Source organism: Waltera acetigignens, assembly GCF_025567015.1.
Classification (GTDB): domain Bacteria; phylum Bacillota; class Clostridia; order Lachnospirales; family Lachnospiraceae; genus Acetatifactor; species Acetatifactor acetigignens.
The window spans coordinates 24,702-46,314 of the sequence record NZ_JAOQJO010000008.1; the positions used below are offsets into that span (position 1 = coordinate 24,702).

A 21,613-nucleotide genomic window follows, 5' to 3' on the forward strand; every position below is an offset into this window, starting at 1 on the left:
CTGCAGGTGAAGGAAGAATGCCCTCCACCTTAATCAGAAGCCTTATAATTGTATATAGGTTTCATCACATCGATTACATCTACAGACTCTCGGATCACATCAATGATGTCCTCCAGACTCTTGTATGCCATCGGTGCCTCGTCCAATGTATTTTCATTAATCGAAGTGGTATAAATACCCTTCATTGTCTCTCGGTATTCGTCCATGCTAAGATTTGCTTTCGCCTTTGTTCTGGACATAAGTCGTCCTGCTCCGTGAGGTGCAGAATAATTCCACTCGGGATTTCCTTTTCCAACAGCAAGCACACTTCCATCTCTCATATTTATTGGAATCAGCACTTTCTCTCCACTATGGGCTGCTATTGCGCCCTTTCTCAAAATCATTTCATCTGTATCAATATAATTATGAATTGTATGGAAGGCCTCGCCTCCAGTCATTCCGGTTCTCTCCAAAATGATTTCTGCCATCTTCTCTCTGCTTCGTCTTGCAAAAGCCTGGCAGATTTCAACATCGTGAAGGTAGTCCTCAAGATATTTTCCTGATAAGTAGCACAGATCTTCAGGCATACTTGTCTCAGACTCATATACCTGCCAGTGAAGCTGTTTTAACGCATCCTGAATCTCACTTCTACGTCCCTGCTCCTTATAGGTTCTGATAATCTCATCACGCTTCTCAAGATAGTCCCCATAGCCTCTGTCCAAGTTAATCGCCAACTTCTGATAAAGCTCTGCAACCTGCTTACCCAGATTACGTGAGCCTGAATGAATCACAAGATATTTGGTTCCATCACCCGCTTCATCTATCTCTATAAAGTGGTTACCACCACCAAGGGTTCCAAGTGAACGCTCTAATCTCTTTGTGTCCTTCAGTTCTCTGTAGCAAGCAAGTTCTGTCAAATCAAATCTCTCCTGGCGACCTTCCCACACGTTCATTCCCGATGGAATAAAATGTGCAACCTCATCAACCTTTACAAAATCAATATCAACCTTGCCTAAGTTCACGGTATACATACCGCATCCGATATCAACACCCACTACATTTGGAACAGCCTTATCAGTAATTGTCATTGTGGTTCCAATAGTGCAGCCTTTACCGGAATGAACATCAGGCATGATTCTTATTCTTGATCCTTCCGTCATCGGATAATCACACATACGTCTGATTTGTTCTATCGCTTCATCCTCTACTACTCTTGCATAGCAGATGGCTGTATTTATTTTTCCTTTGATTTCAATTAAATCCATGCTTCTCTTACCTCATTTCTGTGATATTTACATTGGACAGTGCTCCGCGAAGGACTCGAACTGAAACACCGGTCACCCGACTACTGGTGGTTTTCAAGACCACCGCCTTACCAATCAGGCTTATATCTGCCAAAAAAATACCGCCTACCATGTGCATCCACACAAGATAAGCGGTTCAAGATCTATGTATCCGGTTGTCCTCTCCTGTCCCTACGACAGGCCTACATCCGTCACCAAAGTATTCCCTTCAAGCTTATTCTTATCTGAATACACAAAGCTAAAGCCCCACTCTTTTTCATAATCGAGTGCTGCATTTTTCAAACTTTCCAGATATAAATAACTTGATCGAATAGCTGTGAACATTCTTTTTTCCTTTCCCAGACCCATCGCTTCGGATCCGCTTTTCTTTCTTTGTTATCGACATAATACCACAGCAACATTAGTTTGTCATTATACTTGTGGTATAACTTTGACGCATCATAGTGCAATCAGCCTAAGAGTCAGTATTTTCTGACTTATAACAAAATAAGCCCGCAGATATCAAGGCAAATTACTGATATCCACGGGCACTTTTCGACCAAAACCTATTCAATTATACTCACTGGTAGTAGTCGAGCGAAATCCATCCAGCACCTTTCCTGATATTAAAATCTGGAATGCTCACCTTAACCAAGAACGGACAATCCGCATTAGTCATCCCACCTGCAGCACCTTCCGCCACATCAGGATAAACCTGCTTTCCATTCCAGTCATAAACCTCATATCCAGGATTCTTATCAGCCATCGCCTTTGCATTGGCAAGAATCGTATAAGCCCCAAGCTGAAATTTTGCATCATCCCAGCTCTTCCTTACACGGTAATACTTCACCACATCCGAAGTCTCACCCGCCACATCATACTGAGTCAGATTCCACTTTCAGAGGAATACACCATGCCAAGTTCAATCTCTGTATTGCCGCAACTCCGACTTGAAATATAGCCACTGCCCTTTACAATGTCATCGGCACCAAACTCATACACACCACTTTTCTTCGTTGTAATCCTTCCAGTCCAATGATATCTTCTTGTGTTCTCCTGCACCGCCTGCAGGAACGCCTCACTCACTGGATACAAAAGACCACCTTCCTTCCACCAAAAAAGATGTATTTCAACCTCCTTTGAATTTTACTTTCATTATCTTTCAGATTCGTAATATTTTATTTCTGACGAAAATCTTATTGGTAAATTTAATTTATCATCAAATTCTAAATCCGACAATTCAATTAATATATCCTTCCCATACCTCAATGGAATTAATGTAAATTTCAGTTTTAAGTCTTTTTCTAACATCAGTTCCATATGCTCTGGTTTATCTGGATTTATTACAGCAAATCTAACTTCATTTTGTATTTCGTATCCTTCTTTCACCTTGTGAAATACAGATTCAAAGCAATCTTTCATTGCCAAATCATAATATTCTATATCTGACAATTTCTCATCTAAATCATAATGAACCTTGCCATAAGCATATGAGAGTTTTAACTTCTCAACAGCTTTTTCAAATTTTTCTATAAAAATACGTGTATTCTTTATAACCATTAATTCAGTATCTTCACCTTGCCATAAAGGTTCTATATATTTCCACGGAATCACATAATAATACTTATTATTTTTCGCATCATAATGTTTCTCATCATATTTGAGACCATACATACAATAAATATATGCATTATTATTTTTATGTATCAATGATGTATCTCCTAATAAATGCCATGTTTTTTTCTCATCTGTAGAATATAAAATCTTACAAGGTATATCTGTAATCGCTCCTTCATATTTATCATATTGTCCATCTGTTAACCCTACTTTATTAAATGACATTTGCGGGTTCATATACAACTTATATTCATCATATAAACATTTATTATATTCAGGCTTCGATATTCTTATCAACAGTAACAATTGTTCTCTCATATTACACCTTCTTTTCTGATTACAAAGTAGCACCTTTTATTGCGCATTTAATAAAAAACCTCACCAGTATTTCTACCAGTGAGGTGATTATATCATATCGTCACTTCCATAAGCATCAAATCTGCTCATTTTCTGCATCGTTTGGCGTAAAATTGGCGTATTTTTGTAATTTTACAAATTTCCACCAATAAGGTACATCACGTTTTTAGTACAGTTTTGCACCTGCCGGGATTCTGTCATTTACCATCAGAAGGTTCAGTCCTTCGTGACCGTCTTCTTCATGTACTGCTGAGATCAGCATACCCTCGGAATCAATTCCCATCATCTTTCTCGGTGACAGGTTCACGATAGCGATTGCGGTCTTACCAACAAGTTCTTCCGGCTCGTAATACTCGTGAATACCGCTTAAGATCACGCGGTCTTTACGCTCTCCGTCATCCAATGTGAACTTCAGAAGCTTCTTTGACTTCGGTACTGCTTCACAAGCTAAAATCTTAACTGCACGGAAATCAGATTTTGCAAATGTATCGAAATCAACCATTTCTTCAAAGATCGGCTCGATCTTTACATTGGAGAAATTAATCTTCTCAACAGCTTTTGCTGCAGCTGCAGGAGCTGCTTCGGAAGTCTTGGAAGCCTTCTTGTCAGAGTCTAATGACTTTATCGTCGGGATGTTAAGTTCGATTTCTTTTTTACAGTTAATTGCACCCACTGCACTCCCTATAAAACTGACACGTCAAACAACACTGTCCGCAGCGTTTCTCCTTTATCCGTTTCTTTCGCTGGAGCCAGTAAATGATCCTTCTCATCTTCTTTTCCCTCTCCATATTTTGTTATACTACCACTCAGAATGCTATTAGCTTCCATTCTACTTGTGGCAAGCATCAGCTTAAAATCCAGTTTATACCTATCACTAATGGCATCTGGTTCCTTATTTGATTCACTTTGAGGAGCTTCATACCTCTGACCATTTGATAAAGCCAAAAAATATGATGATTCATTTATAAATTCACGAATATAGATTTCATAATTGCAATCATCTTCTCCTGCTATGAAATTTGTCACAATCATATGCGCTGGAAGCTGCTTATATAATAGCGTTTGGTTTATTTCCATGCATTTTAGTGCTTTCTGTTCCATTTATTAGTTCCTATTCATTGTATCCTGATTATGATAGATCTAGCAGAATTACCTCGTGTATCTCTTTTCAGTCGCCAACACATCCATATCAGGCAAAACACCTCTATTCTATAAAACCTATCTCATTTATACCTATAACACCTCTTCTGAGGAATGTCATATCAATCTTTTCAGGTTCAAATTTATCTGGAGTAAATGTGCTAAACTGGAATCCTTCGGGCTTGAACTTATCATATTCAAGTTGCTCATAATCGAATACATCGATTCCAATTTCCCTGATTACATCTTCGGGTAAAACATAATCCTGATTAACAAGTCCGAACAAGGTAAATCCAGTATCAACGCAGAATGAGATGGCTGGCTTGTAGGCTACAGAGTAAGTAAATGAACCAACTAGTGAGCCGACAAAGCTTCCTATCATATATCCCACAACCGGTACCTCTATAAACGCCTGTGACGTAGCGCCAAGCGCAAGGGAACAAGTAGTCGTGAACATGGTTCTCATCAGCTCATTTGACATCTCATAGCGAGTCATCTTACCGGTTGCCACTTTATAGGAATTCTTGACAGTATCCATTACAAGTACCGTCACGGCCCCTATAACGGTCGGATCCACACTCTTAAGTGCCGCTCCAAGTACACCCGATTTACATGCAGTGGTAATTGCGGCTGAGACGGTTCCTCGTACAAAGCCTTCCGAGCCACCTTTTAAAGCCGCAAACCCAATCTTCTTAAACTGTTCTTCGTCAACCTCACCGTTCTCAATCAGATACTTAATTGCATTAATGATTTCCGGAGCTGTCCTAAGAACAATAGAAATTGTTGCTGCATTAAGACCTGCTTTTAGCGCCTGTTTCAATATATACTCAGCCTTGATAAGTTCTTCTGTCGTAAGCCCTCATTCCTCCGGGTTGATTTTACCTTCCTTTGCAAGCTGAGCAAGTTTCTTTGCATCTTCCTCTGAAAGAGGAATTGATTCATTCCCATGATTGTCCGAAATTCTATCTTTAAGCAGTTTTAAGGTTTCCCTGTATCTCTCAACCTGTTCGGGACGTTTTGATCCCTCTTCAGCTATTTTACGCTCAAGCCACTTAGTTGCTTCTGTAAGCTGATCTGCAGGGATGACCCGTATCTGTCCGGAGTAAACTGCATCATTTAACACAGAATCATCCTGATAGTTTCTGTTTTTCAGATACTCTTCGAGCGTTTCTTTTCCGCCACCTGACTGATATTTCTTATACGCTTCAAACACGCTCTTAGCCTGCTGTTTTGCGCTTTCTACGCCATTTTTGTAGTATTTCAGACCAGCATCAAGCTCGATATTCTTACCGCTGACATCCACAGAACCGAAATCATGACTGCGGTCTACTTGAACACGATTACCGGATCCTTTTACCGCAGCGTCTATGTTAAAGGTTCCTGCATGCCAGAACTCAGCCAAATCCCCTTTAAGAGTGTCTACGCTGCTTTGCATTCCCTTAAAATGTGCGACGCTTTCAATGAATTCACTGATTTCGCCGTTTACACTATCTACATATCCGCTTCCAAGATCCATGCCTGCAAAGTCAGAAGCATGTTCTGCGAAAAACTCGAATCCTTCCCTAAAGCCATCCATAGATTAGCCCTCCAGGAATTCTTGCAATCCTTCAATATACAGGATCACTGAAAGGGCTCTGTACTGCTGATCCTTAACTTTTTTATGGACCTGAATCTTGTTGAGTCCTTTGGTAATACCCATAGCTGCCGATGCACCAGCTACAGGAACCAATGCGGCGGCCATGCCAAAACCAGCTGCTGCAGCAACACCAACTCCGGCAGCAAATGCCCCAACCTGCGCCAACGCTTTCGGAGCCTTCTTACCATTCTCGTCTTTTACTTCTACAGTAACCTCTTCAGCGGTCTGCACATCAACAACCTCTGGCTCATCTGTTTTTTCAATAGCCTTCGTTTTTGCACGTTTCATTGCTATCTTTTCAAAATCCGACTGATAACCGAGGGCATACTCAATAAACTCATCGTATGATTCAGGCTCAAGCATTTCATTATCGACCTTCATCATTGCTCTCTTCCCAAGCCATCCGTACTGCATTCCATATTTCTCAAACTTCACAACCATACTCGAAGATTCCGATTTACTGGTCTTGTTATCACCTATAAATAAAATATGCTCATTTGAAGAGATCTGAGCTTTATTAGCCAAATACTCCTTTTCTAGCCAGACGGCTGCTTCAACCGTACCATCTGCGATTCCAACAACCTCTCCGTCTTTATCATCATTCGTACTGATCAGTTGTCTAAGATAATTTGCATATTGCTCAGTTTTTTCATCGCAAACAATAATCAGTTTCTTTGTAGCCTTAACCATAGTAAAAGTCTCCTTTCATAGCCCCCTCAGGTCTATGTTTTTATACATTTATATATGTTTGATATTCGTTACAGCTAACCATCCTCATTATTTATTCAGACACTATGTTTGTCTTAGTCACCTGGGTATAGCAGAGAATACTTACAATCTCGAACAGCAAATCTTGACCATCAGCAGTAGTAAACATATTCGCGCAAGACGTAACAACCGGGCTCAGGTTATCTTTCCATGGTGCAAGCAATTTAGGGTTATCAATATCATACACTGCCTTATCTGGCGAGACCTGAGCAAGTGCATCCCTTTCCTGTATTAACAACCTTCGTCATGTCCCCAACAACTTTCTTTGTATTGGGATGGGCTCCAGCTGCAATAGTTGCCTCGGATGTATCTTTAAGATAAAACTCGTATACTTCGACAAATTTCTTTTTCTCACTATTGCCGACTTTAACAAACAAGTATTGCTTATCATCGAGTTACGTTCAACTTCATAGGCAACGATTACTCTATAGTAGCAGCCATTAACCAACTGGATTTCAGCTGTTTCATAGAAATTCTCGCTGTAATCAGTTTCAGAACCGGCTATATTGCCCTTTACCAACTCAGTAATCCAATTCGTTCCATCAATTGATGTTTGAAGTATTACTACTCCATTCCGTATCTTTTGATCTATTTTTTCTCCATTTACTTCACTCGCGCTGTCCTCAATCAAGTGCCAATCTGTGTCGGACGCGCCTATGACCGTTCCATTTGGGAAATATGAAAATGTCACCAGACCGCTAGAGACCTCATATGAGGAAAACCCATTAGTTTCAGACAATACCTTTAAGTCTCCGCTCATTCCAAACAGTCCAAACTAACTTCCGGAAGATGAAATAATTGTGGGTGTAGTTCCATCGTCATAATCATATTTGCTTTTCTCCGCAAGCTCATATTGCTTTCCGCTAATATTCACCGATGTTTCCTTTGCATAAGCGACTTCATGCATCGCAAAAGAGGCAGTCAATAAAGTAACTGCAAGCAAAGAAGCACCTATCATCTTGCGAATAATCCTTGTTCTCATTTTCTCATCCCCTAAATGAAAATTATATGTACAACGTAGCCTCACTTTGTAAGTTCACCTCAGTGGCCCAGCCCGTCCCGCATATGGGTGCAAATTCTGCCTTCTTAACTAACCTTCTTAACTATAACATTACATCTAATTCTGTCCGTTAAAAATGCCAGCTCAAAGCCCGCACAGGAGCACCATTTCTGAAGTGTTTATTTAAATGTTTTTTTAATCACAAAACGTATCCAGATAGAAGCGTTGAATCTTACTCTGTAACTTGGCGACTCTGTTGGATTCATTAACTAATCTGTTATATACTTTTTGAAGTTTGGCATTTTTCTCCCAGCTATCCTGACAGTACATCCAGTCCAAATAACACTGATGCGCCCAATAGTTTCTTAATTCTCTTATTGCGTCTAGGGTGTCGTAATCTGCTTCTGAAAGATATGGATTTCCATCACTATTATCCATCTCTTCTAGATCTCGCAAAGTTCTGCCCATATTTGAGAACTCCAACATATCCATATTTTCATCAAAGTCATCCGCTGACATGGCTGAATAGATTCTTTTTAAATCATATTCAATGCATTGAAAGTTCTCCATTATTTCACTGTATTTTATTCTAAACTGTTGCTCTAACATTGTTACCAATAATCCCTACTCCCATTTCTTCCACACATCCGGCTGGTAGCCGAGTGTGGACTGCTTTCCGTTTCTGACAACAGGTGTCTTGATTACCTGCGGATTCTCCAGAATCTTCTCAAGCTTATCCTCTTCTGCGATATACCGGATCAGGGCAAGAGTATCCTGATCCTTGCAGTTTGGATCTAGCATGGCATCGATGCCACCGTTGGCCTGGGCAACAGAGGTGAAACGATATTAACCTATTATCTTGGTTTATTACCCAACAAATACTTCTTCATCGTATTCTCTACATAGTCAATCACATTTTTCCACTCTAGGTCCCCTACATAAAAATTGTTTTTCTGAAACTGCCCCCAAAGCTCTGCCATGCGCAAATCGTCAGATATCAAATGCAATGTAGCTTCAATATCATCCTTGCTAAAAATAGTTTTCCGCTTTTCACAGGTGGTAGAAAATGCATCGTATAAAACCTGCTTCTCTATCTGCTCCCCATAGAAATTCATAATACTATAGACATCATAGAAATCTCTCAATCTTGTATTAGCAATACCTCTATTTATGATTGTCTGCATCTTCTCTGCTAGCAGAGTTTCCTTGTTATATGTAAGAACAGAAATGGTTCTATCCTCAAACATTAATTTATAGTCGTACTCTACAGCCTTTGGTGTGATCACATCATCTGTAGAAATATCGATTTTAATTGGTTGACGCATCCTGTCCAACGTAGCCTCCAGCATTACACGAATACCTGGGTAATCAAACTCTTCCATAATAGTTCTCGTACTTTTAATTTGAAAGCTAACATTATCTTCCAGCGGGATGTTACAAATTTCTTCAATTATCCTCTGTACATCAGCCTCATTTAATGGTAATGCTTTTACTGTTGTATCAATATCCATCGTAGCTCGCATATCCACACCAACAATTGACGCTACCAGCATTCCACCCTTAAGAATGAAATTATCTCGATATGACGATATAGATACTCTTTCCAGAAATCTTTCCATCATAAAATTTCGAATTAGCGTAGTCGCTTTTTTACTGTTCCCATCCGAAATATTTCTCACCTTATCTTTTAATTGTCTTGATGAACTAATCACACTAACACCTCCACGTACTTCATCACTTCATCTCGAATTCCCATCATATCCGCATATACAATCAACTGCGATAGCTTTTTGTCCTTCGATGACATATATTCCTTGATAGCCGTTTGAAATACTTGTACTTCATACTTATTACGATTCATTATCAAATCGCAAATGCAACGCTCCTTATCGTAAACCTTAACCAAATTTCCACTGCTGGATGCAATCTCACAAATTCCTATTTTGTATAAATCCGGTGCCGCATATTTCACCGAAACATCAAAATCATTATCCTTAAGATGGCTCGCATTATATCCCTGTGGCACAGTAACACACACAGATGAATACTCCCTATCTGTCAAACCGTGCAAATATAGTGCTGTTTCTCCGGAATAAATAATCGCACCATTTCTTTGTTGCAAAATGAACAACTCATCCGGCCACACATCATCCATTATATATAAACCTCTTGAGACCTTCTCCATGCCGTGTTCCTTAATATATTGTGCAACATAGGTCTTAGAAATATCTTCATTACACACCAATGAGGTAATAAGATAACCGTTATATTTTTCAATGAAATTTTCAATTTTTTCCTTTTTAGTCATTCTATTCACCTCTTCACTTTACCTCTACGCTTTAATTATATGACTTAAAAGCGAGAAAGTAAACTCTTTTTTATTTTTTGACCTATGCCTCTTTATTTAACCTCGCCAGCACCTTCACCTGCTCAATCGTCACTTTTCTCACATCCTCATTCTTCATCTCCTGCAGCATCATAGCAAGCAGCATCACATCAGCATCAAATCCCATCTCATCTCCATCCATCAAATATCCTGCTGTATCCTCCCATTTAGGCTTTTCCCTCTCAGGATTCCTTACAGGCTTAGCACCTGCACTTCCACTAGAAGCGTTAGCACTTTCTGAAGCATCTGACTTCTGTGATTCATCAACATACTCAAGCTCATTTGCCTGCTCCCTGTCAATCTTTGCTTTCTGCTCTGCTTCATCCTGCATGAAGAATCTTCTGCTTAATTCCGCATCACCAAGCATCATAAACTGCTCATAGGTAAGAGAATCTATATACACATTCTCGCCCTTATGTAAAATTTCTTTTACATAGCTTAATTGCGGTCTATTTAGCTTGTTTCCTGACTACTCAGGAAAAATATTTCTACCCTCGCCCCACCTGTATTTTCAGAATTTGAAAGTTTAATACCTCCACCATATTTTTCAGCCACAGTTTTTGCAAAAAATAATCCCATCCCATAATGGGCTTCGCCATTTCTACTTGTGTCATCCATAAAAAACTGCTCTGTGCCATGCAATAATGCTTCTTTTGTAAATCCTGATCCGCTATCCTCCACAATGAATGTCAGCCGGTCATCCTGCTCCTTTGCGTCAATATAAATGATTCCATTTTCTTTTGTATGCTCCACTGCATTCTGAATCACATTCATTACGGCTCGGAACATTGGATCATAAGCAATCGTTACCTTTTTATCACTTTGTTCCGCCTTCCAATCTATTTTCTGGTGATAGATTTCTACCAGTCCGAGTGCCTGTTCCTTTATATCTGCGAAAAAATCTTCTAACCTCACCGTTGTATAGGTAACATCACTGCAATTCCATGATTTTGTGACATCTATCAACTGTTTTACATAACTTTGTATCTGTGTTGTGCCGTTCAAAACATAAGTGATATTATTCTTCTGTTCTGTGGTCAGTTCAGTCTCTGAAAGTAGTTCTGCATTTCCCCGTACAATCGTAAGAGGTGTTTTAATATCATGCGCCAAAGCAGACATCTGTTGTTTCTTTTCCTGCTCTGTTTTCCACTGCTTTTCTAAAGATTCTCGCAATGCATCTCGCATATCATCGATTGCCGATAAACAGTCATCAAACTCTTTGATACCGGAACAGGATGTCTCATATTCCAGATTTTGATCCTTTATTTGTCTGATTGCGTCTAATACAGGCTGCATCTGCTTTTTGATTCTTTTTCCAAAACGTATGGACGGAATGATGATAATCGCTACCGCTCCAATCACTGACATAATACTCATCACATTCTGTGGTCCTATAAAATGCTCCCTCAAAAAAGCTGAATGATATTGAGGTATCAGGCGATATTGCAATACAACATATTCATTTTCCCTTACAATTACTTTATAAAAATATTTCCCGGATGCGTTTCCGTACTTTGCAACATTCCATGCTATCTGTTCGTATTGTTCTGACAGATCTCCACCTATTTTCTCTCCATTCTCTGAAAAGATTACATAATCACAAAGTGCGGGAATCATCTCAGCAGTCACTTTATCTGCACGTAGAATCGTATCATATGCTTCATTAATCTTTTGCTCTGCATAATTTGCCGGATAAATACAGCCAACACTAATCAAAAGGCACAGCAGCAGATAAGCAACAATCACCAAACCAACTAATGATCCAAGCATGACCAGTACATATCTCATAAAAATCCTGCTGAGTGCATTGCTTCTCTTTACTCTTCCCATTTATATCCAATCCCCCAGACTGTTTTTATCGGCATATAATCATAATCCGCAAATTTTGCTCTTATATTTTTGATATGCGTGATTATAGTACTGTCATTACTCTCATTGTCAAAGCCAAAGACCGCTTCCAATATCTGTTCCTTCGAGAAAACCTGTCCTCCGTTTTTAGCCAGAAATTCACAGATTTCGTACTCTGCTTTCGTAAACGGAAGTTCCTTATCATCCATCAACAGTTTCTTTTGAGACATCTGAATGCAGACTCTCCCCAAAACCATCCGGACAGAATGTTCCCTGTGCTCTCTTCTAAGATGTGCATTGATCCTTGCCCGAAGTTCCATCACTCCAAATGGCTTTGAAATATAATCATCTGCTCCTAAAGAAAGTCCGTTTACCAGACTGTTTTCCTCCGTTTTTGCCGTAAGAAACAAAATCGGACAATCCACAAGTATCCTAATTCTTTTGCATAATTCGAAGCCATCAATTCCAGGCATCATAATGTCCAGTAAAATCAGGTCATAACGATGTAATTCTTCCATATGAATTTTTAGTGGATTACTTACTTTGGTAACCAGATGTCCATCCTTATTCAAAATGCTTTCTATCATTTCCAAAATTGCCGGTTCATCATCAACTGCCAGTATTTTTGCCATAGTTTCCCTCGATTCTATTCCGATATTCTGTTTCCTTCCCAGTGGTTTACCCACCAAAAATAGTATACCATACTTATCCCTGTAAATATTAAGCAACCTGGTATGAATGACAACCATTCACCTACACTAGTTTCTCCCAATACAGATTGCAGATAAGTATATGGTACTCTACCCGTCCAGCAGACAAATACATATTTCCACACATAATCTCCAAGTCCGGTAAGCATCAATGCACTAATTAGTCCTGATATAATCCCTGCTCCAATGGATACCCCTTTTCCAAACTGAAAAGCCAGAATCAGCTGCCACAGATAAAGTGGAACACTGCTTCCCCACAGCAGCAATGCTGCAAATATACATCCTTTCATGATTTCGATATCGCTTGATGCGATTCTTCCAAATCCAATTCCGAATATGATTGCTGTCAATAGGATAGAGCACAGACACAAAACCAGTAGCATCAACAGTTTCGATAAAAATGCTGCAGGTTTATCCGGTAAAGACAACAGATTTTGAAAATCACCTGCATTTTGTTCCTGTTCCATCACACTTGCTGTAAAAATTCCAATAAGTACCGGAAGTCCTGCTCCTATTGCCTGATAAAATGCAATCACTTTCATATTTTCATTCCATGGTGAAAAAAAGTAATATATTAAAAATATAACGCTGGTTATAATCGGAATCAGTAAGTGTGCCAGAATCACAGATGTTCCTTTCATCTTTCGCAAGTCTGCATTAAGAGATCTTCCAATCATCTTATTTCACCTCTCTTCTCTCAAACCATTTCAAAAACAGAACCGTTACAAAAACAAACCAGATGATTGAGAGACACATTCCCGGAACAATGACTCCCGTATCCAAAAGAGGATTCTCTTCCTTCATTTCTCCAAACAATATATAATCCGCCGATACTCCAAGGATTTTACAAATTACAATCAACTTGTAAATATCAATCCCGGCACAACCTCTTTCAATCCTTGAGACTTGATTAGCTGTTATATTTAAATAGGTACTTAAATCTACTGCTGTAATTCCCTTCTCAATCCTTTTTTCTTGTATTCTCCATCCAATTTGTTTTCTTATATCATCTGTAATGTCTTCAACACTAGATTGATATTTACTAAGTGAGTCATTTCTTTTTTTAGGAATTACTTGATTAGTATTTATTTGCGTGGGCTTTTCCGTCATCGGTTCATCCGGTGGCGGCTTAACCGTTGTCGGGTTTTCCGATGACGGTAAATCCGGTGACGGCTTTTCCTTCTGCGGCAGTGCGTAAACCGTGTATTTGTTGCGGGACATTCTCCCGCGCTCGTCTCTGGATTGAACACGAACAACATATCCTTCGTCTTCCAGCTCTTTCATAGCCGTTCTGATACCGTCAATGCCGTCTGTATTCAGCGTTGCAAGTCCACGGATGGAATAGTCCCAATCGGGAGGAAGACTGAGCATCTTTGAGAGAAGACCTACTGCCTTGAGAGAAAGATTCCTGTTTCTCAGATGGTGGTTAAGCATGGTGGTGAAGCCACCGGTATAGGTGTTGACGCTGATCTCACGATCTGCGCCGGTTTTACCTCTCATTGGACATCACCTTCTTTGTGGACTGCTTGGTAATGCAATATGGGCATTCCTCGAATACGCAGGACTGATATTTCCATAGGAGACGATGGAAACGGCAATTCCGGCATTCAGGAAGGATTCCATCGTAGCCGCTGTCATAGTGATCAAAGCCGGGAGTGTCTTTCATCAGAGCTTCAAACGCCACGGCTTTATCGGGTGCATTCATTTTGTACGACCTCCATTTTCAGATTGAAACAAGAAAAGCCCCGGTATTGTTCTGCTATGCGCAGTGCAATACCGGGGCTTCCCGATGATATTCAGTTTTATGCTGCTGCCTCCTTTCACGGTTGCGGTTGCAGCTTACCGCAGTCAAAGAGCTTTGCTCACTTTTTGCTCGTGAAAGTTGGACAAAATCAGCGAAACACCAGTGTTTTCAAGGCTTTCTGACCTTGCTCCTATTATAACCTAATCGTCTATTCTTCGTACTATACCTGTCGCTTTCAATACCTTTTCCTCCAATTTCCTATTTTAGCCAGAGCGCTTCACCACTCTTTTTGCTATATATTAGATTTGGAGTTAGCATGTGGAAAAACATGCAGGATTATTCGATTATTCTCCAATCCTTGTTAAGCAACAAATAAACGCCCGGTACTTCTTTACCGCTTCTATATTGCAAAAATGCCATAACGAAAGTACAATTGAGGATTATATTGCAAATCGTATAATTGCATCCATAACAGCCTGGAGGGAATATGCAGAAAAAAATACAGGATACCGACACTACTCAACACAATAGTTCCGTACCACCGGAAAACAGACTGATGAATAAAAATATGATCCGATCTATCGTTTGTTCACTGCTGGCGGTTATTTTATTTGCCTGGGCATTAATGAACTTTGATATCATAATGAAATTTTTTAACAAAGTAATTTCGCTGTCCTCTCCGTTTCTGATTGGCGGTGGTATTGCTTTTCTGATCAATGTTGTCCTGAATCCACTTGAACGCTGCTGGAATAAAGTATGCAAAAAAGCCCCTGCAAAGCTGACAAGACCGGTCTGTCTCACGTTAAGCTCTGTTCTTGTGCTGGGAATCTTGTTCGCTGTAATATTTATGATAATTCCGAGTCTATGGAAATCAGTCGATGAGTTTATTCAAAATATCCCGATTTACGTTGAAGAAATCAGACATTGGTGGATGGATACTGTCCGCTTTGCGGCAAAGTACAATATCGTCCTTCCGGAATATGCCATCGACTCCGACCTGCTGATCCGGAAAATTACGGCTCTGATCAACGACAAAGGAAGCGGAATCATTTCGATAACATGGGATGCAGCTACCCCCTTCCTTTCCGGTCTGATCGATGTGCTTTTGGCATTTATCTTTGCTTTATACCTGCTGGCAAAAAAAGAAGTGGTCGCAGCCCACTTAAAGAAGCTGATCGTAACGATACTTCCGCAAAAGAAGGCAAAACAACTTCTGAGCATCGCCTCACTGACAAATCATACTTTTTCCAGCTTTGTCAGCGGGCAGCTTACAGAGGCTGTCATTATTGGAATTCTCTGTTTTCTGGGAATGCTGATTCTAAAGCTTCCCTACGCCGGTGCCATCTCAACATTTGTTGCGTTTACCGCATTGATACCGGTCTTTGGTGCATGGCTCGGCGGAGGTCTTGGTGCGTTTCTGATCCTGTTGGCAGATCCCATCAAAGCTGTGTGGTTCATTATTTATCTGCTGCTTCTGCAACAGGTGGAAGGCAATCTGATATATCCAAAAGTTGTTGGGAAATCCGTTGGTCTTCCCGGGCTACTTGTACTGATGGCAGTCACTGTTGGCGGTGAAGCATTTGGTATCCTGGGAATGCTTTTCAGCGTTCCGGTCTGCGCAGTGCTGTATAACCTTTATCTGGCGTTCATGAAAAACCAGACTCCCCGTAAAGGATAGTTTGTATGCAGTTTTAAAACCGTTACTCCGCTTTCACCGCCCAACGCATCTTGGTTGAGCGGGCGCGCGGGTTCAGGCGGCATTCTTCAGCGGATGGTCTTATGACATCAGCCGAGATTTCTGCGTAAACGCCTGCTTTTTTCAATTCCTTGAAGGCTTTTTTGACCAGGCGGTCTTCTCCTGAATGAAAAGTCAGAATTGCCACTCTTCCACCGGGCTTTAAAATACCATCGAGCTTTTCCAAAAAGCTGTAAAGTACCTCGAATTCACTGTTCACATCAATACGCAGTGCCTGAAATGTGCGGGCACAGGACTTTTTGACTGCTTCCTCCCGTTCTGCTTTTGGCAGACGGACAAGAGCTGCTTCCACAGCATTTCTCAAATCTGTTGTCGTTTCTATCTTTTTCCCGTTCTTTAATCTGCCAAATACGCTGGCTACAATTTCCGCCGCATACGGTTCATCGGAATTTTCAATGAGCATTCCTTCAAATTCCTTCTGCGTAACCTGTAAAAGCCGATCTGCCGCACTGTCACCATGCATAGGATCCAGCCGCAGATCCAGAGGACCTTCTGTTTTATAAGAAAAACCGCGCTTCGGATCGTCGATCTGCATGGAAGAAACGCCGAGATCCGCCAATACAAAATCAAACTGTCCGAATTCCTCCGCCACCTTGTCGATATTTGCAAAATTCATCAGCCTAAACTGAAAGGTATCCTCGGAAAAACCTGCCGCGCGCAGCCTTTTGACCGTCTTTTCCGATTCGATCGGATCAATATCGAGTCCGACGAGCCTGCCTTCTCCTTCCAGCTTTTCCAGCATTTTGCGACTATGTCCGCCATAGCCCAGCGTACAGTCCAGCCCCTGCTGCCCCGGTCTTATTTCCAGAAAATCCAGTATCTCCTTTACCATAATGGAAATATGCATGCCCGCGGGCGTCGAACCCTTTTCGATCACATGTGCCACTGTATCGGCATATTTTTCGGGATCATGTTCTTTATATTTTTCTTCAAACTTCTTCGGATACCTGCCCGCGTAGCGGACACGGCGCTTGTGTACTTTTTCTTCCATATTCTTCCTCACCGTCACAAAATATAGTCTGTATTATACCATTATGTTTATCCTATAGTTTCCGACAGGTCAAGTCAACCTGTGAAATACAATTAAAAAACAGAAGACCCTCTGTTTTTGGCAGATAATCTTCTGTTTGTTTTATCTGTGCTGAAATATCTTATCTGCTCAGCACGATTCTCTCAGAATAAATTCGGATTTTAAAATGATATTTTCACACTGGGCATCCGGATCTCCAATTTTCTTAAGCAGTAATTCCGCTGCTTTTCTTCCCATTTCCTTCATTGGCTGACGAATTGCTGATATCGTCGGAACTGTCAGCTGTGACCATTCAAAGTCATCATAGCATATCATAGCCATTTCTTCCGGTATACGCTTCTTATAATGCATAAGGCATTTAAAAACCCCCTGTGCCATCGGATTTTCAGCAACAAAACAAGCGGTCGCCTTTTTTTCCTGCAATAGCTGTTTCATTGCATCATACCCATTTTCAAATGTCTGTTGTTTTCTTCCTACTATAATTTTTTCGTCACGTGCGAGTCCACTGTCAGCAAGAGCATCCAAATATCCCTGAAATCTATCTCTTCCTGTCGATAACTCATAATTTTTGCTGCTGTAAATATAGCCAATATTAGTATGCCCTTTTTGAATTAATGATTTTATCGCATTATAGGATACCTGATAATTATCACACGTTACCGCATTACATGGCACGAACTTCGTTTTACAATCAACAAAAACCAGAGGGAAATCTTTGGAAGGGCAAAGCGTCCTATAATCGAAATCCATCTGTTGAGGTGCCAGAATAATACCACATACCTGCTGCTGTAACATGCTGCGGACAACATTTAATTCGTCGTTTACCTTACCTCTCGCCGTACATAAAAGCAGTGAATAACCCTCTTTATATAAAACATCAGAAATCTCGTCCACAACTCTCGAGAAGAATGGCGTAGATGCTTCCTGCACAATTACAGCAACTGTTTTCACAGTATTCGTCCGCAGCCCTCTTGCCATAATATTCGGTGTATAATTCAACTCTTTTATCGCGTCATTTACCCGTTTTTCAACTTCAGGAGACACATATCTTGTCTTATTCACCACATGAGAAACCGTTGTTGCAGATACACCTGCTCTTTCTGCTACCTGTTTTATTCCAACCCTCATGCTTTTATCATTCCTTTCACTTCATTAAGAACAGTCTATGCCAGTTCTTTTATACTGCATACAAATGCATCGGGAATATCAATCTGATTCACTGATTTAAACAGAGCCGGATCATCTTCCTTCCGTTTAAAGATTTCCATAATTCCCGTAGAGTGTCCCATTCTCTCGCCCAAAGTAAAAAGAATGTCCCCTTCTTTATTAAAACGGATCGTCCTGACAGCCCCTCTGACCGGAAGCCTCGATGCAAGTTCCATCCTTCCGTCCGGTAATACTCTTAAAATTACAATCTCATAATGGCCGCGGACAGATGCTGCAATAAACTCTCCGGTTTTTGATATTGCTATATCGCCTGCTGCCATATAATGCTGCGGCAGTCCATCTTCTCCAACTTCTCCGAAATTCCCGGGAAGCTCATGATTTGCAATATTGATAATCTGTAATTCTTCCGTCTCTGCGCGTTTTGTTGCCTTCCATGCAGCAATTTGCGCACTCATCTCCATGATAGTATAAGTATATCCATTTTTTTCATGAAAAGCAATATGTCTTGGTCCTGAACCCGCCGGTGCTGACCAGCTGCCTGTGATATCAAATGTTTTTTCATTATTTTTATGCTCTAGTATCCACACCTTATCAGATCCAAAATCTGCCACATAACAATACTTACTGTCTGCTGTAAAAAAAGCCGAATGTGGATGTGCACGATCCTGCCTGTAACTGACGCTGCTCCCCTTAAATTCAAGTCTCTGTATAAAAGCACCGATCTTTCCTTCTTTATCCATTTCATAAAAATGAACTGCACCATCCGCAAAGTCAGTAACCGCTATTATTTTTTTATCCGGACTGATCGATAGATGACAGACATCGCCGGCTGTATGCAACACTGTTTCGTTCATAAATCTGAGACTTCCGTTCTGATCTGCTATCCGATAGCTTTGCAATACATCCTGATCTGTATCTGTTTTACCTGTTACAAGCAGCGTATTCTTATCACTGCTCATGGCAATATGGGTAAACCCACGTAATCGCACCTCCTGTCTTACCAGAAGTAATTTATTTTCATCCGCTTCATACTTGTAAAGATATATGCCACCATGTTTATCATCACCCTTAACGCCCGTCCATATTTCATATCTGCGTTTTGACCGCATTATTTATTCATCTCCTTACTTATATGTCATATTTGTGCCGGAATGGTTTCCCGTATTTTAGAAATCGTATGTCGGCTGTTTCAGGGGGATATTCTCCATGATCCATCTGGCATCTTCCATTGTTGTCATCACATCCATGGAGCCGTATTTTCTTGTAGAGCCGGCTGAACACGCATTAGCAAATCCTGCTATGCTTTTCAGCTCATCTACACTCAGTTGATCTATGGAAAAGCCTTTTCTTGTTGCCTGAAATAATAAAGCCCCCATAAAAGAATCTCCTGCTCCGGTTGTATCCACAACATCTACCGCATAAGTAGGCTGATAGACATATCCGTTACGATTTCTTAAAAGACAGCCATCTTCTCCAAGTGTTACCGCAACCAGTTTATTTTTTTCCCTGACAAGCCTTTCACTGCCTTTCAGAATATCTTTCTCGCCAAAGAAATGCTCTAATTCTACATCTGTAAGCTTAACAATATCACTCGTTAATGCTGCATCACAAATACTTGTCATTTCTTCCTGTGTGTGCGTATTTCCCCGCCAGTTACAATCTAATCCCAACAGTCCGTTTTGCTCCCTGACAACTTCTATGATCTTCTGACAGGCTGCATAAATCGGTTTTTCCTTTTTATAAAACCACATAGGTATCACAAAAGCCCTGCTGGATCTGATCCTATCGAAATCCACTGCATCTACACCCGTCTCCACATCCGTTCTTCTGCTTTCATACTTCAGAAAATGTCTGTCATTTTTTTCATCAAAATGCACAAACATCATACGAGTTTCCACTTTATCGCTTATTACCACACCGGATACATCAATTCCACTTTCCTTTGCATACTCATATAAGAATTTGCCATGATCATCATCTCCGACCGTAGTGATAAGTGCACCCGTACCACCCAGCCGGACAATCTGGGACAACAGATTTCCTGTAGCTCCTGCCGGCTGTCTTTCATATAAATTGAAGCCTGCTTCTGTCTTTCCTCTGTATACCATGTTCAGAATCAGATCTCCTAATGCCACAACATCTACATTTTTCATCGATCCAGTATTCTCTCCTTCTTCATTTCTCGCATTGTTATGATTTGGCATTTCTTGCTTTTTTCGTACGTACTGTATCATAAAATACAGCCATAACGATAATAATGCCCAAAATAACCTGCTGCCAGAATGCATCAATTCCATTCAGATTCAGTCCGTTTCTGATACATGCAACAATGATCGCACCAACAACAGCACCAAGCATTCCACCTTCGCCACCTACCATACTGATGCCTCCCAGTACAGATGCAAAGATACCTTCAAACTCATAGCCATTTCCACCATTAGTCGGCATGGATACAAGCCGTCCTGCAAGCATGGCTCCTGCCAGACCTCCGAGCATTCCTGTTATGATGTAGGCAATAAATTTTACTTTAGGTACATTGATACCGGACATAGCTGCTGCATCCGGGTTACTTCCTATAAAATAGATATTTCTTCCAAATACGGTCTTTTTCAGAATGAAAGACAATAATAATGCTACTACAATAAATACATAGGCTGGGATCGGAATTCCCAGAATAGAGCCGCTTCCGAATTTTACAAAACTGTTAAGAATTTCTTCTGAAGCATAAGCCCGAACCGCAATAGTCTGTCCATTGGTCAGAATCATCAGAATTCCCCTGTATATCCACATGCCTCCGAGTGTTGCAATAAAAGGGATCAGCCCCATGACTGTAACCATAAATCCGTTCATTGCCCCGCAAAGTCCGCCAACCAGAACGGCGCCGATTATACTCGGAATCAGCGGAACATTCATTCTGATAAACAGACAGCAGGCTGCTCCTGTCAATCCAACGATAGAACCCAGTGATAAATCAATACCGCCTCCAATGATAACAATGCTTGCTCCCATTGCAACCATGACATAGACAGCAGCAGAAAGCATAAGGGATGTGATATTATATGCCTGTCTGAACGGAGGTGTTGTAATAAAAAGAAATAACATAATCACAATCAGAATTGTGATCGGTCCCAATATGCTGCTTTTTTTAAATGCACTTAACTTGTTTACATTTTTTAACTCATTTTTTTTCAT

General features: G+C 40.6%; 25 protein-coding genes and 4 pseudogenes. 1 reads left to right on the forward strand and 28 read right to left on the reverse strand.

Annotation, left to right across the window (positions count from 1 at the left end):
* Window positions 1-29: 29 nt before the first annotated feature.
* The 23 genes and pseudogenes from OCV96_RS08850 to OCV96_RS08955 all read right to left on the reverse strand — a co-directional run bounded on the left by OCV96_RS08850 (window position 30) and on the right by OCV96_RS08955 (window position 14,429).
* On the reverse strand, window positions 30-1,244 hold the full coding sequence (locus OCV96_RS08850) for an RtcB family protein (protein WP_262594308.1): 1,215 nt from the start codon (window positions 1,242-1,244) through the stop codon (window positions 30-32).
* A 210-nt stretch (window positions 1,245-1,454) separates the two neighbouring features.
* Complete coding sequence (locus OCV96_RS08855) at window positions 1,455-1,607, reverse strand: hypothetical protein (protein ID WP_262594309.1); 153 nt, start codon at window positions 1,605-1,607, stop codon at window positions 1,455-1,457.
* Between the two features lie 235 nt (window positions 1,608-1,842).
* Complete coding sequence (locus OCV96_RS08860; RefSeq protein WP_262594311.1) at window positions 1,843-2,115, reverse strand: hypothetical protein; 273 nt, start codon at window positions 2,113-2,115, stop codon at window positions 1,843-1,845.
* A gap of 35 nt (window positions 2,116-2,150) precedes the next feature.
* A pseudogene (locus tag OCV96_RS08865) lies at window positions 2,151-2,357 on the reverse strand (hypothetical protein); the annotation flags it as partial.
* Between the two features lie 60 nt (window positions 2,358-2,417).
* Window positions 2,418-3,197 (reverse strand): hypothetical protein, encoded by a 780-nt coding sequence (locus OCV96_RS08870; protein ID WP_262594312.1) that lies wholly within the window; start codon window positions 3,195-3,197, stop codon window positions 2,418-2,420.
* A 205-nt stretch (window positions 3,198-3,402) separates the two neighbouring features.
* A pseudogene (metG, locus tag OCV96_RS08875) lies at window positions 3,403-3,876 on the reverse strand (methionine--tRNA ligase subunit beta); the annotation flags it as partial.
* Window positions 3,877-3,917: 41 nt separating this feature from the next.
* Entirely contained in the window at window positions 3,918-4,337 is a 420-nt protein-coding gene (locus OCV96_RS08880) for a hypothetical protein (protein WP_262594314.1), read from the reverse strand.
* A 103-nt stretch (window positions 4,338-4,440) separates the two neighbouring features.
* Window positions 4,441-5,196 (reverse strand): hypothetical protein, encoded by a 756-nt coding sequence (locus tag OCV96_RS08885; protein WP_262594315.1) that lies wholly within the window; start codon window positions 5,194-5,196, stop codon window positions 4,441-4,443.
* A gap of 39 nt (window positions 5,197-5,235) precedes the next feature.
* Window positions 5,236-5,952 (reverse strand): hypothetical protein, encoded by a 717-nt coding sequence (locus tag OCV96_RS08890; RefSeq protein WP_262594316.1) that lies wholly within the window; start codon window positions 5,950-5,952, stop codon window positions 5,236-5,238.
* Window positions 5,953-5,955: 3 nt separating this feature from the next.
* Complete coding sequence (locus OCV96_RS08895) at window positions 5,956-6,702, reverse strand: hypothetical protein (RefSeq protein WP_262594317.1); 747 nt, start codon at window positions 6,700-6,702, stop codon at window positions 5,956-5,958.
* A 91-nt stretch (window positions 6,703-6,793) separates the two neighbouring features.
* On the reverse strand, window positions 6,794-7,018 hold the full coding sequence (locus OCV96_RS19710; protein WP_425609808.1) for an Imm70 family immunity protein: 225 nt from the start codon (window positions 7,016-7,018) through the stop codon (window positions 6,794-6,796).
* A gap of 6 nt (window positions 7,019-7,024) precedes the next feature.
* Window positions 7,025-7,540, reverse strand: a complete 516-nt coding sequence (locus OCV96_RS08900; protein ID WP_262594318.1) for a hypothetical protein — start codon at window positions 7,538-7,540, stop codon at window positions 7,025-7,027.
* A 15-nt stretch (window positions 7,541-7,555) separates the two neighbouring features.
* Entirely contained in the window at window positions 7,556-7,762 is a 207-nt protein-coding gene (locus tag OCV96_RS08905) for a hypothetical protein (RefSeq protein WP_262594319.1), read from the reverse strand.
* Window positions 7,763-7,975: 213 nt separating this feature from the next.
* Window positions 7,976-8,398, reverse strand: coding sequence for a hypothetical protein (locus tag OCV96_RS08910; RefSeq protein ID WP_262594320.1), 423 nt, complete (start codon window positions 8,396-8,398; stop codon window positions 7,976-7,978).
* A 6-nt stretch (window positions 8,399-8,404) separates the two neighbouring features.
* Window positions 8,405-8,620 (reverse strand): annotated as a pseudogene (locus OCV96_RS08915) (arsenate reductase family protein); the annotation flags it as partial.
* 14 nt (window positions 8,621-8,634) lie between these two features.
* A complete protein-coding gene (locus tag OCV96_RS08920; protein ID WP_262594321.1) occupies window positions 8,635-9,492 on the reverse strand; it encodes a nucleotidyl transferase AbiEii/AbiGii toxin family protein in 858 nt (285 codons plus the stop codon).
* Entirely contained in the window at window positions 9,489-10,088 is a 600-nt protein-coding gene (locus OCV96_RS08925; protein WP_262594322.1) for a type IV toxin-antitoxin system AbiEi family antitoxin domain-containing protein, read from the reverse strand. The genes OCV96_RS08920 and OCV96_RS08925 overlap by 4 nt, the downstream gene beginning before the upstream one ends.
* 232 nt (window positions 10,089-10,320) lie before the next feature.
* Window positions 10,321-10,584 (reverse strand): annotated as a pseudogene (locus tag OCV96_RS19615) (VirD4-like conjugal transfer protein, CD1115 family); the annotation flags it as partial.
* Between the two features lie 35 nt (window positions 10,585-10,619).
* Window positions 10,620-11,996: a sensor histidine kinase gene (locus OCV96_RS08935; protein WP_262594324.1), complete on the reverse strand. Its 1,377-nt coding sequence runs from the start codon at window positions 11,994-11,996 to the stop codon at window positions 10,620-10,622.
* Entirely contained in the window at window positions 11,984-12,646 is a 663-nt protein-coding gene (locus OCV96_RS08940; RefSeq protein WP_262594325.1) for a response regulator transcription factor, read from the reverse strand. The genes OCV96_RS08935 and OCV96_RS08940 overlap by 13 nt, the downstream gene beginning before the upstream one ends.
* Window positions 12,647-12,660: 14 nt before the next feature.
* Complete coding sequence (locus OCV96_RS08945; protein ID WP_005330844.1) at window positions 12,661-13,401, reverse strand: lantibiotic immunity ABC transporter MutG family permease subunit; 741 nt, start codon at window positions 13,399-13,401, stop codon at window positions 12,661-12,663.
* A 1-nt stretch (window position 13,402) separates the two neighbouring features.
* Window positions 13,403-14,224 (reverse strand): helix-turn-helix domain-containing protein, encoded by an 822-nt coding sequence (locus OCV96_RS08950; protein ID WP_262594327.1) that lies wholly within the window; start codon window positions 14,222-14,224, stop codon window positions 13,403-13,405.
* Window positions 14,214-14,429: a hypothetical protein gene (locus tag OCV96_RS08955; protein ID WP_262594328.1), complete on the reverse strand. Its 216-nt coding sequence runs from the start codon at window positions 14,427-14,429 to the stop codon at window positions 14,214-14,216. Before OCV96_RS08955 ends, OCV96_RS08950 begins: the two co-directional genes overlap by 11 nt.
* 526 nt (window positions 14,430-14,955) lie before the next feature.
* On the opposite strand from OCV96_RS08955, the gene OCV96_RS08960 reads away from it, so the two are divergent.
* Window positions 14,956-16,146, forward strand: a complete 1,191-nt coding sequence (locus OCV96_RS08960) for an AI-2E family transporter (protein ID WP_262594329.1) — start codon at window positions 14,956-14,958, stop codon at window positions 16,144-16,146.
* Window positions 16,147-16,168: 22 nt separating this feature from the next.
* Here the strand turns inward: OCV96_RS08960 and rsmH are convergent, their stop codons facing one another.
* The 5 genes from rsmH to OCV96_RS08985 form a co-directional block, all read right to left on the reverse strand.
* A complete protein-coding gene (gene rsmH, locus OCV96_RS08965) occupies window positions 16,169-17,215 on the reverse strand; it encodes a 16S rRNA (cytosine(1402)-N(4))-methyltransferase RsmH (protein ID WP_262594330.1) in 1,047 nt (348 codons plus the stop codon).
* A 168-nt stretch (window positions 17,216-17,383) separates the two neighbouring features.
* On the reverse strand, window positions 17,384-18,382 hold the full coding sequence (locus OCV96_RS08970) for a LacI family DNA-binding transcriptional regulator (RefSeq protein ID WP_118502085.1): 999 nt from the start codon (window positions 18,380-18,382) through the stop codon (window positions 17,384-17,386).
* Between the two features lie 35 nt (window positions 18,383-18,417).
* Window positions 18,418-19,530 carry a lactonase family protein gene (locus tag OCV96_RS08975; RefSeq protein ID WP_118502084.1) on the reverse strand — a complete coding sequence of 371 codons (1,113 nt, stop codon included), beginning with the start codon at window positions 19,528-19,530 and terminating at the stop codon, window positions 18,418-18,420.
* A 57-nt stretch (window positions 19,531-19,587) separates the two neighbouring features.
* The gene (locus OCV96_RS08980; protein WP_182439118.1) at window positions 19,588-20,574 is read right to left on the reverse strand and encodes a carbohydrate kinase family protein; all 987 of its coding nucleotides are present in this window, start codon (window positions 20,572-20,574) and stop codon (window positions 19,588-19,590) included.
* Window positions 20,575-20,611: 37 nt separating this feature from the next.
* A complete protein-coding gene (locus OCV96_RS08985; protein ID WP_118502080.1) occupies window positions 20,612-21,613 on the reverse strand; it encodes an ABC transporter permease in 1,002 nt (333 codons plus the stop codon).

What these genes read in the sequence shown, in the direction of transcription:
- OCV96_RS08850 (WP_262594308.1), bottom strand. Translation starts at nt 1,244, where the DNA reads ATGGATTTAATTGAAATCAAAGGAAAAATAAATACAGCCATCTGCTAT.
- OCV96_RS08855 (WP_262594309.1), bottom strand. Translation starts at nt 1,607, where the DNA reads ATGTTCACAGCTATTCGATCAAGTTATTTATATCTGGAAAGTTTGAAA.
- OCV96_RS08870 (WP_262594312.1), bottom strand. Translation starts at nt 3,197, where the DNA reads ATGAGAGAACAATTGTTACTGTTGATAAGAATATCGAAGCCTGAATAT.
- OCV96_RS08880 (WP_262594314.1), bottom strand. Translation starts at nt 4,337, where the DNA reads ATGGAACAGAAAGCACTAAAATGCATGGAAATAAACCAAACGCTATTA.
- OCV96_RS08890 (WP_262594316.1), bottom strand. Translation starts at nt 5,952, where the DNA reads ATGGATGGCTTTAGGGAAGGATTCGAGTTTTTCGCAGAACATGCTTCT.
- OCV96_RS08895 (WP_262594317.1), bottom strand. Translation starts at nt 6,702, where the DNA reads ATGGTTAAGGCTACAAAGAAACTGATTATTGTTTGCGATGAAAAAACT.
- OCV96_RS08900 (WP_262594318.1), bottom strand. Translation starts at nt 7,540, where the DNA reads ATGAGCGGAGACTTAAAGGTATTGTCTGAAACTAATGGGTTTTCCTCA.
- OCV96_RS08905 (WP_262594319.1), bottom strand. Translation starts at nt 7,762, where the DNA reads ATGAGAACAAGGATTATTCGCAAGATGATAGGTGCTTCTTTGCTTGCA.
- OCV96_RS08925 (WP_262594322.1), bottom strand. Translation starts at nt 10,088, where the DNA reads ATGACTAAAAAGGAAAAAATTGAAAATTTCATTGAAAAATATAACGGT.
- OCV96_RS08935 (WP_262594324.1), bottom strand. Translation starts at nt 11,996, where the DNA reads ATGGGAAGAGTAAAGAGAAGCAATGCACTCAGCAGGATTTTTATGAGA.
- OCV96_RS08940 (WP_262594325.1), bottom strand. Translation starts at nt 12,646, where the DNA reads ATGGCAAAAATACTGGCAGTTGATGATGAACCGGCAATTTTGGAAATG.
- OCV96_RS08945 (WP_005330844.1), bottom strand. Translation starts at nt 13,401, where the DNA reads ATGATTGGAAGATCTCTTAATGCAGACTTGCGAAAGATGAAAGGAACA.
- OCV96_RS08950 (WP_262594327.1), bottom strand. Translation starts at nt 14,224, where the DNA reads ATGAGAGGTAAAACCGGCGCAGATCGTGAGATCAGCGTCAACACCTAT.
- OCV96_RS08955 (WP_262594328.1), bottom strand. Translation starts at nt 14,429, where the DNA reads ATGAATGCACCCGATAAAGCCGTGGCGTTTGAAGCTCTGATGAAAGAC.
- OCV96_RS08960 (WP_262594329.1), top strand. Translation starts at nt 14,956, where the DNA reads ATGCAGAAAAAAATACAGGATACCGACACTACTCAACACAATAGTTCC.
- rsmH (WP_262594330.1), bottom strand. Translation starts at nt 17,215, where the DNA reads ATGGAAGAAAAAGTACACAAGCGCCGTGTCCGCTACGCGGGCAGGTAT.
- OCV96_RS08970 (WP_118502085.1), bottom strand. Translation starts at nt 18,382, where the DNA reads ATGAGGGTTGGAATAAAACAGGTAGCAGAAAGAGCAGGTGTATCTGCA.
- OCV96_RS08975 (WP_118502084.1), bottom strand. Translation starts at nt 19,530, where the DNA reads ATGCGGTCAAAACGCAGATATGAAATATGGACGGGCGTTAAGGGTGAT.
- OCV96_RS08980 (WP_182439118.1), bottom strand. Translation starts at nt 20,574, where the DNA reads ATGAAAAATGTAGATGTTGTGGCATTAGGAGATCTGATTCTGAACATG.
- OCV96_RS08985 (WP_118502080.1), bottom strand. Translation starts at nt 21,613, where the DNA reads ATGAAAAAAAATGAGTTAAAAAATGTAAACAAGTTAAGTGCATTTAAA.